The sequence below is a fragment of the Chryseobacterium arthrosphaerae genome, from assembly GCF_001684965.1.
In the GTDB taxonomy this organism is placed as follows: Bacteria; Bacteroidota; Bacteroidia; order Flavobacteriales; family Weeksellaceae; genus Chryseobacterium; species Chryseobacterium arthrosphaerae.
This window is the reverse complement of record NZ_MAYG01000001.1, coordinates 2,181,120-2,193,870: the sequence shown is the minus strand read 5'-3', so window position 1 is coordinate 2,193,870 and position 12,751 is coordinate 2,181,120. Positions and strand designations below refer to the sequence as shown.

9 protein-coding genes are annotated in these 12,751 nt (G+C 39.5%); 7 read left to right on the top strand and 2 right to left on the bottom strand.

The window, feature by feature from the left end:
• Positions 1–5: 5 nt before the first annotated feature.
• Positions 6–1,391, bottom strand: coding sequence for a tRNA uridine-5-carboxymethylaminomethyl(34) synthesis GTPase MnmE (gene mnmE, locus BBI00_RS09865; protein WP_065398605.1), 1,386 nt, complete (start codon positions 1,389–1,391; stop codon positions 6–8).
• Positions 1,392–1,939: 548 nt separating this feature from the next.
• Here mnmE and BBI00_RS09860 point away from each other — a divergent pair.
• Together BBI00_RS09860 and BBI00_RS09855 are read left to right on the top strand one after the other, a co-directional pair.
• Positions 1,940–2,959: a hypothetical protein gene (locus tag BBI00_RS09860; protein WP_123902257.1), complete on the top strand. Its 1,020-nt coding sequence runs from the start codon at positions 1,940–1,942 to the stop codon at positions 2,957–2,959.
• Between the two features lie 18 nt (positions 2,960–2,977).
• Positions 2,978–3,493, top strand: coding sequence for a hypothetical protein (locus BBI00_RS09855; RefSeq protein WP_065398603.1), 516 nt, complete (start codon positions 2,978–2,980; stop codon positions 3,491–3,493).
• A gap of 846 nt (positions 3,494–4,339) precedes the next feature.
• Here BBI00_RS09855 and BBI00_RS09850 read toward each other — a convergent pair.
• Positions 4,340–4,810 (bottom strand): Lrp/AsnC family transcriptional regulator, encoded by a 471-nt coding sequence (locus tag BBI00_RS09850; protein WP_065398602.1) that lies wholly within the window; start codon positions 4,808–4,810, stop codon positions 4,340–4,342.
• A gap of 143 nt (positions 4,811–4,953) precedes the next feature.
• On the opposite strand from BBI00_RS09850, the gene BBI00_RS09845 reads away from it, so the two are divergent.
• The 5 genes from BBI00_RS09845 to BBI00_RS09825 all read left to right on the top strand — a co-directional run bounded on the left by BBI00_RS09845 (position 4,954) and on the right by BBI00_RS09825 (position 12,736).
• Positions 4,954–6,345: an MFS transporter gene (locus BBI00_RS09845; RefSeq protein ID WP_065398601.1), complete on the top strand. Its 1,392-nt coding sequence runs from the start codon at positions 4,954–4,956 to the stop codon at positions 6,343–6,345.
• Between the two features lie 138 nt (positions 6,346–6,483).
• Positions 6,484–7,236 (top strand): metallophosphoesterase, encoded by a 753-nt coding sequence (locus BBI00_RS09840; RefSeq protein ID WP_065398600.1) that lies wholly within the window; start codon positions 6,484–6,486, stop codon positions 7,234–7,236.
• Positions 7,237–7,309: 73 nt separating this feature from the next.
• Complete coding sequence (locus BBI00_RS09835; RefSeq protein WP_065398599.1) at positions 7,310–8,224, top strand: helix-turn-helix domain-containing protein; 915 nt, start codon at positions 7,310–7,312, stop codon at positions 8,222–8,224.
• A 216-nt stretch (positions 8,225–8,440) separates the two neighbouring features.
• Entirely contained in the window at positions 8,441–9,586 is a 1,146-nt protein-coding gene (locus BBI00_RS09830) for an efflux RND transporter periplasmic adaptor subunit (RefSeq protein ID WP_065398598.1), read from the top strand.
• Between the two features lie 9 nt (positions 9,587–9,595).
• Positions 9,596–12,736: an efflux RND transporter permease subunit gene (locus BBI00_RS09825; protein ID WP_065398597.1), complete on the top strand. Its 3,141-nt coding sequence runs from the start codon at positions 9,596–9,598 to the stop codon at positions 12,734–12,736.
• Positions 12,737–12,751: the final 15 nt, after the last annotated feature.

Below are 12,751 nucleotides of genomic sequence, written 5' to 3'. Positions count from 1 at the left end.
GTAGGTTATTTCCCGATACAAAACTTAGAGAAAATATTCCCCAGTACCTCATCATTCGTTACTTCACCGGAGATCTCCCCCAAATGCTCCAAGGCATTTCTCAGCTCATAAGCCAGAAGTTCCGTTGAAATCTGGAAAGAAATAGCCTCTTTTACCTTGTGTACTGCATCTAAAGACTTTCGTAAAGCTTCAAAGTGGCGCTGATTGGTAATGACTACATTGTTTTCTTCAGATTTTAACTGCTCAACATATGAAGACAATTCATTCTTAAGATCCTGAATATTTTGGTTTTCAACCGCTGAGATTTTGATGAAGTCAAATTCATGGGCAATAGCATTTCTGAAAATGTCTTCTACAGCTTCGTATTGGGTAGGCGTAACTTCGTCAATTTTGGTGGCACAGATAATAAGTTTCAGATCATCTCTTAGCAAAGATTGGATCATTTCAATATCTTCTGAAAAATCTTCCGTAGCAGCATCAGCCAGATATACAAGGATATTGGCATTTTCAACCTTTTCTTTAGCTTTTTTTACTCCAATGGCTTCAATTTCATCCACTGTTTCACGAAGTCCGGCGGTGTCGATCAACCGGAAGGCATGACCTTTAATGTGAAGAACTTCTTCAATGGTGTCCCTCGTTGTTCCGGCAATATTACTTACGATGGCTCTTTCTTCTTTTAGCAGAGCATTGAGCAGGGTAGACTTTCCTGCATTAGGCTTTCCGATAATGGCAACGGCAGTACCGTTTTTGATGGCATTTCCATATTGGAAACTTTCGATAAGAGAATTTAATTTAAGCTCAATTTTATCAAGCAGTCCGCTAAGGGCTGTTCTGTCTGCAAATTCCACATCTTCTTCTGCAAAGTCGAGCTCCAGCTCGATCAGGGAAACGAAATTCAGAAGGTCGGTTCTCAGCAAAGAGATCTCATTGGTGATGCCGCCTTTCAGCTGGTTGATGGCAACTTTCCTGGAAGCTTCATTGTCAGACGCAATAACATCAGCAATAGCTTCAGCCTGGGAAAGGTCAATTCTTCCATTGATGAATGCACGAAGGGTGAATTCTCCCGCCTTAGCCATTCGTGCTCCGTTTTTGATCAGCGTTTCAAGAATACGTTTTCCAATATGTGGTGAACCGTGAAATGCAATTTCTACAGAATTTTCTGTAGTGAAACTTTTCGGAGCCAGGAATAGAGAGAGCATTACTTCATCAATAGCCTCTTCACCATCCATAAAATAACCGTAATGAATAGTATGGGATTTTTGCTTCTCCAGCTTTTTAGCCGGAAAACTTTTTTGAACTACAGGTAAAGCTTCATTTCCTGAAACTCTGATAATGCCTAAAGCACCTATTCCGTTGGCAGTGGCCAATGCACAAATGGTATCGTTATTCATGCTGCAAATTTACGTTTTTTAATGCAATTTTTTTAAGACGAAGTCATTCTGTTTAACAATCAGACTGATTGACTAAACAAAAAAGATTCTTTTCCGAATGCTTGTATTTAAAGAAAAAAATAGTGGTGTAGTATCTGTGTAGAATATTGAATTTAAGTTTTATCCCAACTTTATTATAGTGAAAATAGTATTAAAAATGATTTGTTTTAATTGTTTTTCATAGTAAATATTGTTGTTAAAATATTGATGATTTGAAGTTATTGTAGTGGTGTAAATACACGTATTCTTATTGTTGTAAAGAATTGTTTAATACTATTTTGTGTCTCTTTTTGAAATTGATTTTATAAACAGTTATGCTTAGATGAAATGAATTTTAATACGGGATTTTATTATTATTTATACATTGAAAATGAGTTTGGTATACTAATTGTTTGTTAGGTCGTCGTCAGTATTAAAATAATAATTTTTCATTATTAAAATGTGAATAATTCGTTAAATTACTATAAAAACAAATGAATAACTTAATTTTTTCCAGCATTAATAAAAAAATGTTTTTTTTATTAATGCTTGCTTTTTATGGCGTCCTGAGTGCACAGGTTTGTATAGCTTATACTGGGCAGCCGATGGTAGCAGGGAGTACTTACTGTATCAATGGAGGGTATTCCACTGCAAGCGGAATATCCATTCCTGACGGAGCAACCCTTATTGTACAATCCGGACAATTACAGGCTTCAGGTATCCAGGTAATGGGAAGCCTGGAAATTGGTGATGGAGCAAGTGTAAAATCTAACGGTTCCATTACGATTGGAGTCTATGGCAGTAATAAAGATTCAAGAGTGAAGCTGGGTACAAAAGCTTTTCTTTCACTTACCGGATCTGTTATACAGGGAGATCCGAGTTCAGGAGGATTTTATCAGGGGCCAACATCTGTTATTGAAATGGGGACAAGCAGCGTAGTGGAAATATGTGGAACATTTACCCAGCAGTCTACAACCTATCCGTCAGTTAAATATGTGGGAGTGCCTACCGGTAAAGCTTATTGTATTGCAAAAGCAGACGTGAGTGGAGGTGGAGGCAATGCTGTGATCAGTAATGATAGTCAGATTGTTACTATTGCTATGGGATCTGCTGTTGGTCTTGGTGCCGGTGGATCCAGCTTCTGTGGTCCTAATGCGGTAAAGGCAACCTGTCCTTCATTATGGCCGGCAGGATTATCGGAAGATAAGAGCAGCTGTGGAAATGCACCTGTAATTATTGATGAGATAGATGGATTCTGTACCAAGCCTGCTGCTTCCGGAACACCGGATGGCTTTACCAAATTTGGAATTACAGTACAACAGAAAAGCAATTCATGGCCTGAGAATATTCCTAACGGATTTCTGGCTATGGAATCAAAAGACAAAGGATTCGTTGTGACAAGAGTTCAGCATGTAAGCCAGACACCGCAACCCGGAGATGCAATTGCAGAACCGAAAGAAGGAATGCTGTTATATGATATTCAGGACAAGTGTATAAAATTATACAACGGAACTGAGTGGAAATGCGTAGAAAGAAGCTGTAATGATTAACCCAATAAGAAAGACCGTATGAAAAATATAAAAAATATAGGCATAGTAGCCGCTCTGATTCTTTTTAATCTATCATTCGCTCAGGTAGCTATAGGCAAGCAGACCGTTGATGGGGGGAGTACAGTTCTGGATTTTAATAATGTGTCCGGTAATACAAAAGGATTGATCCTTCCGGCTACATCAGGAGTTGCTACCGGATCACTGGTTAATGGAACATTTGTTTTTGATACAACGGATAATAAAGTTAAAGTATATGAAAATGATGTATGGAAGCCGTTATCGGATGCCGGAAGCTCAACTGCCGTTATTGTAAACAGTACAGCGGAGCTGGGGAAAGGTGTTGTGATGGGGGAGCCTGCCAGTACTGCAGATGGAGTATTGGTGCTTGAATCGCCCAATAAGGCTATGATCCTGCCTCAGATAAATGCACCGCATCTAAATGTGAAAAATCCATATCCCGGAATGATGTGCTATGATACGGCCAGTAAAACATTGGCAGTGTTCGACGGAACAGTCTGGAACTATTGGAAATAAAATAAATATCCGGAATACCGGTATATAACTTTTGAAACAGCTGTATTTCCATTATACAGTTGTTTTTTTGTAAAAAATATACCCGGGGACGGGCTGTTTCTGGGCAAAAAAATGAGAGACTGCAATTCGTGTTGCAGTCTCTTTTAGCTAAACAAATAATGCTGTTAAATATCTTAATGTTTCAAGATATATATCATCATAAAAGTAGTGTGTTATTAGGCCTCTTTTTTTTCATTAGTGTTTTTGGATTGGTATTATTTGTTTAGTGTATCAAAAAATCTCACCTCTGCAGTTTTTTTACTATTGATATTTTTACTTTTTATTAAATCTAATTTTGAGTGGCAGGGGAGAGATTATTAGGTTGATCATATGAATGTACTGTTCCAATTGTTACTTTGATGTGATTTATATTTTTCACATTACAAACATATCCAATAATGATAAAAATTTCCAAAAAATGACATACGACATAGCTACACTATCTGTGTTGTGTATGTTTGAGTGATTTGATTTTCAGGTATTTATATTTTGTAATGTCAGGTTGCTGAATTGCTTCTTTAATAACGCTGAAATTATGATGTATGATCTATGTATCAGTTTTTTTTAATAAGCAGTTGATGATATTTTATTAAAAAAACTCTTTTGAGATGTAAAATTTATATTTCTTCACAAGAGGTGCAGAATGTTAATCAGTTAAAAAATGGGAGTGACGTGTGCTTTCCGGAAACAGTATAAATGAGCGTTTATTTGACTGAATAATAAAAAATATTCAGAACGATTTTGGCTGACATAAGCCATTATGAAGAAAATTGTCTTGCTGTAATATCAGTTTACAACTTCTGGTTTTTATACGATCTGTGCACTTTCTTTTATACTGTTCATGACAAAAATACTTTTGGTCTGCCCGATTCCTTCAATTTCTGAAAGTTTGTTCACGAAAAATTCATGAAATTCATCCATATTTGGGGCAAGGATCTTAAGCATGAAATCAAAATCTCCGCTGATGTTATAAAATTCAACCACTTCTTTCAGTTTGCCAACTTCTTCAATGAATTTTCCAGCTGTTTTTTTATTGTGAACATTCAGGGCGATCATACAGATGACCATCATTCCTTTATTCACCTTTTTACGGTCTACCACAGCGGTGTATTCTTTAATGATTCCCTGCTTTTCCATCCGTTTGATGCGCTCATGGGTGGGAGTTGGGCTCAAATTGATTCTTGCTGAAATGTCACGGACGCTCATTTTTGCATCCTTTTGGAGAAGCCTTAAAATCGAAAGGTCTTTTTCATCCGGAGTATAATTTTCTGCTGCCATTTTGTTCTGTTTTTATAGATTATAACTGCTTTAACAGTTGTTTTGTTCTTTTGTATGATTTAAAATATTAATAACGTTCCAAATTTAAGGTTAAATTTTAATATTCGTTCTGTTAATTTTAATTTTGCAGGAAATTTGAATACATGGATACAAGGAAGAATATTATATTAATTTTAGCATCGGTTGGAACATTTGTAGAAGCGTTGGATATTGCCATTATTAATTTAACGATTCCTTCTATTCAGCAGCAGTTCGGTATTGGTGCAGAGACCGTTCAGTGGCTGCAGACCCTGTATGTATTGTTTTTCGGAGGCTTTCTGATTATTGGAGGAAAGCTTTCAGACCAGATCGGAAGAAAGAAAATGTTCTTGTGGGGAGCTTTGATCTTTATGCTGACGTCTTTAGGAGCAGGACTATCGGAAAAATTTGAAGTGTTGGCCGTATTTCGGGCTTTGCAGGGGTTAGGAGCTGCATTGGTAATGCCATCAGCTCTGTCAATTGTTACCAATACCTTCAGAGAAGAACAGGAGAGAAACCGTGCCATCGGTATTTTCAGTTCATTCGCTGCAATTGGTTCCGGAAGTGGTCTTTCAGTAGGGGGAATTATCAGTACTTATCTCAGCTGGCATTGGGTTTTCCTGATCAATGTTCCGATTCTCTTTATCACACTGATTCTGTCTTATTATTACCTGCCGGCAGATGAGAAAAATGAAACTGTTCAGAAGACGGATATTATTTCCGGAATAGTAATGGTATTAGGGCTTTTAAGTTTAACATACGGAACTCACGAATTGGTTCATATCAAAGATCAGCCTTTCTTCGTAACAGGCTCTTTGGTGCTGGCTGTATTGCTTTTGGTCATGGTATTCTACAGGTTGAAATCCGTGGCAGAGCCTTTGTTTGATCTGCAGTTATTCAGACACAGGTCATTAGTGGTTTCAAATGCGGTATTCTTTACATTGGGAGCGTTTTTTATAGGCTTCCTGTTTCTTATTTCCCTGATGCTGCAAAAAGATATGGGCTATAGTGCCGCTTCTGCAGGGTTAATGCTTGTTCCTTTCAGTATTCTTTCTGCTTTGACGGCTAAATTTATCCTTCCTCACATATCAAAACGTTTCAGCTCTTCACAAATGGGTGTTTTAGGATGGTTATTTATGCTGGCAGGTGGATTGCTGTTGTTGATTTCGGTTTATACAGGACATCCGTTAACTGTTGTTTTATTAGGGGCAGCATGCATTTCGGGAATAGGAATGACCTTCTGTTTTACAGCGCTTTCAGTGATGGGAATTCAGGATGTTGAACCGTCAAATTACGGATTGGCATCAAGTTTGAGTTCTACAAGTTACTTTCTGGGAGCTGGGATTGGGCTGTCGTTCATGACTTTAATGAGCCAGGTATTTCCTTCTGGTTTTGCAGTAGGAAGCCTGAATCTGATAATTTTAACAGGATATGCTCTTTCAGCACTCGGAATGTTATTCTATTTTATACTGAGAAGCTTAAAAGTGAAGCAGGCAAAAGTAGCCGTTTCATCATAAGCGGCCTTAAAATTACACAAACTATATGAGGAAAGAATCGGTGCTTTAAGTGTCGGTTCTTTTTTTATGAAGACATATCGGTAAATTCGTTATTCTCTCTTTCTCTTTAATCAGTACCTTTGTTTTCTCTTATTCATCATGAAAATACAAATCATCAGTGATCTTCACCGGGAATTCGGAAGTACGGAATTATGTTTTGATAATGCGGATATTGTTGTTCTGGCGGGAGATGTCAACCTTGGAACGAAAGGTATTGATTGGATCAAAAGTGCAATCCCTGACAAGCCGGTACTGTATGTACTTGGGAATCATGAATATTATAAAGGTTCATATCCGAAAACACTCAATAAAATCAAAGAAAATGCCCGGGGATCCAATGTTTTTGTCCTGGAAAATTCATTTGCAGACATTGATGGAGTCCGTTTTCACGGAGCTACTTTATGGACTGATTTTTCAATCTTTGGAAATCCCGTTCAGTATGGAATGCTCTGTCAGCCTAAAATGAATGATTACAAAATGATCAGGCGTGATCCTTCCTATTCCAAATTGAGAACAATGGATACTTTTAAGATTCACCAGTTTTCCAAGCAATGGTTAAAAGGAAGTCTTGAAAATTCGGGAGCATTGAAAAATATTGTTGTTACCCATCATGCACCCAGTATAAAATCTGTCCCGGAACTTTACAAAGAAGACCCGTTAACAGCTGCTTACGCATCCGATCTTGAGGAGATAATAACGGAATATCAACCTTTGTACTGGATTCACGGGCATATTCATACGCCTTGCAGGTATACCATTGGAGAAACAGAGGTGATCTGTAATCCTCATGGGTATATAGATGAGAAATACAATGGGTATGAAAAAGAGCTGATTGTGGAAGTTGTCTTGTAGCGGGCTAAAGGCAAGTCTTTACCTGTTCACTTTTTGGGAACTATTTATTACCTTCGTCTTATAATTTTGTTTCATGTCTAAAAAAATCCAACAGGAATCCGATTTTGTTTCGCAGCTGGCTTTTGATGAAGTTCTTTCCCAGGTTGAATTTGATCTCAGGATTCAGGAATTTGTGGTCATGGAAATCGACAGGGCCAGCTATATTATAAAACCGAATATTCCTTACCGTTCAGATTATTTCTGCATTTTTATGGTTCAGAAGGGGAGTGTGAGTTTCAGGCTGGATGACAGAGGTTATCAGGTATCCAAAGGAGATATCGTTTTTTGTCCCATCGCTGAAACGTTCTGGGTAGATCATATCGCAGATGATTATCATGCGAAATACATTTTCTTTTCCGTTGATTTTATTTCCGATGCAGGTTTTAATTACAAATCGAATAATGTTCTGAAGAGTCTTTCATCAGACCCTGCGCATATTGTAAGGAATGAACCTGATCTGTACAGGAGAATGGATTTTCATCTGGATGAACTGAAGGCGCTCAACAACAAAGAGAAAGACAATTATTATTTTAATGAAATGATCTGGCATCACTTCTCACTGGTGATCTATGAAATTGATAACTACTTCAAAAAAATTGAAAAACCTCATCTGGTTACCCATAGGGAAGATGAGCTTACAACCAGTTTTTTCAAGCTTGTACAGGAGCATTTCAAAGAAGAGCATAACGTTCAGTTCTACGCAGATAAGCTGTTTATCAGTCGTAAATATCTTACAAAGGTCATCAATAAGACCACATTTAAGTCACCAAGGGATGTTATTCATCAGGTGTTGGCGGTAGAAGCCAGGCTGTTGCTCAGAAATCCGAATCTGAATGTGAATGAAGTAGCGGCACAGCTGAAGTTTTCAGATCAGGCGTCTTTCAGTAAATTCTTTAAAAAACATACAGGCAGATCGCCTTTAGAATACAGAAAAGATGATTTGTATTGATAATGAGGAAGGTATGTGTTTTGACGTCTTTTTGCTAAATTTTGTAATAAATGTGATTTAAAATACCGAATATTATCATTTATTTCTTCTATAAATGATATTTCTCATGTTTTTTTAAATTAGGAGTCTTTCTGACAAAACAAGGAGTTTTTCGAATAATTCTATTCACTTTTTTTCGTTCGAATTTTGTGCGGAAATTTAAAAAGGAATATTGTTATGCAAAGATTTTTTATTCAGAAATCAACCATACTTTTCCTCTCGCTGATCGTTGTAGCGGGGTGTGGGAAAAAAAATCAAGACCAGTCTTATCAACAGCAGGCACCGGAACTTCCTGTAGCAACAGTGAAGCAGGGTGACGCTTCTGTTTCCAGAGAATATGCCGCATCAGTAGAAGGGATTTCCAATGTGGAGATCAGACCTCAGGTAACAGGCTATTTAAGCAGAATTTTTGTAGATGAAGGAGATTTTGTAAGAGCAGGGCAGGTCCTGTTTAAAATTGAAGACCAGGTCTTCCGGGAGCAGCTGAAAAGTGCTCAGGCAGCTCTGATTACCGCTCAGGCTAACCTTTCAACCGCTAAAATTGATCTTGAGAGAAAGAAAGAACTGTTCAGAAATAAAATGGTTTCAGAAATTCAGGTGAAAGAAGCGGAAGCTGCTTATAATGCTGCGAGAGGAGCGGTAAGCCAGTCGGCTTCATCCATTGAATCGGCAAAGATCAATCTTAATTTTTCCACCATCAAGGCTCCCGTAAGCGGATTTATAGGCAGATTCAATTACCGTCTGGGAAGTCTGATGACGCCGGGCAATCAGGAGCCGATCACATTACTGTCAGACATCCATCAGGTGTATACTTACTTCAGCCTGAGTGAAAATGATTTTAATAATTTCCAAAAACAATATACAGGAAGCAGCATTGATGAGGTGATCAAAAATACCCCTGCGGTTTCCCTTCTGCTTTCAGGCGGAGAAAAGTATGATGAGAAAGGCAGAATAGATGCGGTGGAAGGACAATTTAATAAAACCACCGGATCCATTACGTTAAGAGCAAAATTCAACAATCCGAAGAATATACTGAGAAGCGGAAATACCGGTAAAGTAATACTGGATCAGTTTTACAGCAATGTTGTTTTACTTCCTGTGGCTTCTACCAGAACCATTCAGGATAAGGTCTTTGTGTTTTCTGTTCAAGGAGGAAAAGCTGCGATGCTACCGATAGAAGTAGATGGCAAAGCAGGTGATCATTTTATTGTATCCAAAGGGCTTAAGGCCGGTGACGAATACATTGTCAGCGGTTTCGACAGATTGCAGCCGGGAACTCCTGTAGTGGCACAAAAGAAAAATGCTCAACAGAAAAAATCGTAAGAAGAAATCATGTTAAAGAAAATTATAAAAAGACCCGTACTGGCAACGGTTATTTCCGTATTGCTTGTTATTCTGGGGATTGTAGGGATGGTAAGCCTTCCGATTACCAAATTTCCGGATATTGCACCGCCTACCGTTATGGTAACTGCTGCCTATCCTGGAGCCAATGCAGAGACCATTGCCAGATCGGTAGCTCCGCCGCTGGAAAATGCGATCAATGGCGTAGAAAATATGGATTATATTACCTCTACAGCAAGTAATGACGGAACGCTGAGTATCACTGTTATCTTTAAGCTGGGAACGGATCCGGACCAGGCAGCGATTAACGTTCAGAACAGGGTAGCGCAGGTGACAAACCAGCTTCCTGCTGAGGTAATCCAGGCCGGAATTACGACGGTAAAAAGACAGAACAGTATGATTGCAATGGTTTCCCTGACGAGTAAAGACGGCTCAATGGACGATCTTTTCCTTGAAAACTATGCAAAGATCAATATCGTGCCGGAACTCAAAAGGGTAAAAGGAGTGGGAGATGCCATGGTATATGGTAATAAAGATTACTCTATGCGTATATGGCTTGATCCGAATAAACTGACCTCATATAATCTTACTCCGTCTGATGTTTCCCGTGCCATCCAGACCCAGAATCTTGAAGCGGCTCCGGGAAGATTGGGAGAAAGAAGTAAGGAAGTGATGGAATATGTGCTCCGTTACAAAGGGAAATTCACCGAACCTCAACAGTATGAGAATATTACCGTCAAAGCTTTGAGCGATGGCTCTGTTTTGAAATTAAAAGATATTGCCCGGGTAGAGTTCGGAGCTTACAGCTATACGGTTTCTTCCAATTTTAATAAAAAACCTTCCGTAACGATGGCGATCTTCCAGATGGCGGGATCAAACGCCAATGAAGTACAGATTGCCCTTCAGGAAAGAATGAAAGAACTCGAAAAATCCTTCCCGGCCGGAATGGATTATGAAATTCCCTATGCCACAAAAGAAGCACTGGACCAGTCAATTGAGCAGGTAATTCATACATTGATAGAAGCATTTATACTCGTATTTATTGTAGTGTATATTTTCCTGCAGGATTTCCGTTCAACGCTGATTCCGGCAATTGCAGTTCCGGTATCTATCGTAGGAACCTTCTTCTTTATGAAGGTCTTCGGGTTCTCTATCAATATTCTGACGTTGTTTGCACTTGTACTGGCCATTGGTATCGTTGTAGATGATGCGATTGTGGTGGTAGAAGCCGTGCACGCTAAAATGGAACACAAAAAACTGAATCCTAGAGCCGCTACCATGTCTGCCATGAGCGAGATTACGGGAGCTATTGTTTCTATTACGCTGATCATGTCTGCGGTCTTTGTTCCCGTAGCATTTATGAGCGGTTCTACAGGTCTGTTTTATCAGCAGTTTGCCCTTACGCTGGCCATTGCCATTGTTATTTCAGCGATCAATGCATTGACACTGAGTCCTGCATTATGTGCTTTGTTCCTGAAACAGCATCATGGGGGGACTCATGAAAAAATGAATTTTAAGGATCGTTTCTTCGCCGGATTTAACGCAAGCTTTAATAAACTGACCTTCCGTTATGGAAAAGCAGTATTATTCCTTTTAAAAAGAAAATGGATAGCGCTGGTGATCATTGTGGCATTCGGAGGATTGTTTGCTTGGATGTCGATGACCACCCCTAAAGGATTTATTCCCGATGAAGACCAGAGTTTCATTATTGTAACAGCCAATCTGGCTCCGGGAGCCTCCAAGGACAGAACTTCAAAAGTAGTTTCCGACACGGAAGATCTGCTGATGAAGAATCCTGCAGTAGAGAAAGTGATTTCTGTGGACGGATTAAACCTCTTCAGCGGGTCTATGTCATCTTCGGCAGCTTCTATTTTTGTTAAATTAAAAAAATCAGGTGAAAGAGGGGCCGTGAACAATATTAATGAGATCATCGGCCAGACCCAGGGAATGCTTTCCCAGGATAAAAGAGCGAATTTCCTGGTAATTAATACGCCAACGGTAGACGGTTTCGGAAATACAAGCGGAATGGAACTGGTGCTTCAGGACCGTACAAACGGAGAGCTTCAGAATCTGGGAAATATTTCCTACGGAATGATGGGAGCACTGATGCAGAGACCTGAAGTGGCGGTGGCATTTACTACGTTTGATGTTACATATCCGCAGTTTGAAGTGCTTGTAGATGAAGTGAAATCTGCCCAGCTGGGGGTAAATGTTTCAGATGTTTTGGGTGTGATGCAGGGATATTACGGAAGTATTCAGGCTTCGGATTTCAACAGGTTCGGAAAATATTACAGGGTACTTGTACAATCTACTCCGGAGGCAAGGCAGGATAAAGAATCTCTGAACGGAATTTTCGTGAAAAATAATTTAGGACAAATGGTGCCCGTCAATACACTGGTAAGTTTAAAGCAGGTTACCGGTGCCGAGGTGGTAGACCGTTTTAATCTGTTCAATTCATCCAACTTGACCGTAATGGCTGCTCCGGGATACAGTACGGGACAGGCGATGGCTGCCGTTGAAGAAGTAAGCAAGCAGGTACTTCCTCCGGGATATACCTTTGATTATAAAGGAATGAGCCGTGAAGAGGCAGGTTCCAGCTCTCAGTCAGTGATGATCTTCGGGCTTTGTATCGTGTTTGTATTCTTCCTGCTGTCTGCGCAATATGAAAGCTATATCCTTCCTTTGGCTGTATTGATCGCCATTCCGGTAGGTTTGTCGGGAGTGTTTGTCGGGATTACATTTGCCGATCTCTCCAATAATATTTATGTACAGATTGCTTTGGTGATGCTGATCGGATTACTGGCGAAGAACGGTATTCTGATCGTGGAGTTTGCCATCCAGAGACGCAGGGCGGGGAAAAGTCTTATTGCTTCTGCCGTGGAAGGTGCGAAAGCACGTTTGCGTCCTATTCTGATGACCTCTCTGGCCTTTATTACCGGGCTGATTCCGTTGATATTTGTAGTAGGTCCGTCAGCGTTGGGTAACCATTCTATCGGATATGCAGCTATTTCAGGAATGCTTTTCGGAACGATCCTGGGGATTTTTGTGGTTCCGGTTCTCTTTGTGGTGTTCCAGGCTTTACATGAAAGAATCAACGGAAGGGTAGTAACGGATGCGGACTGGGAATATTAATTCAAATGACTTTAA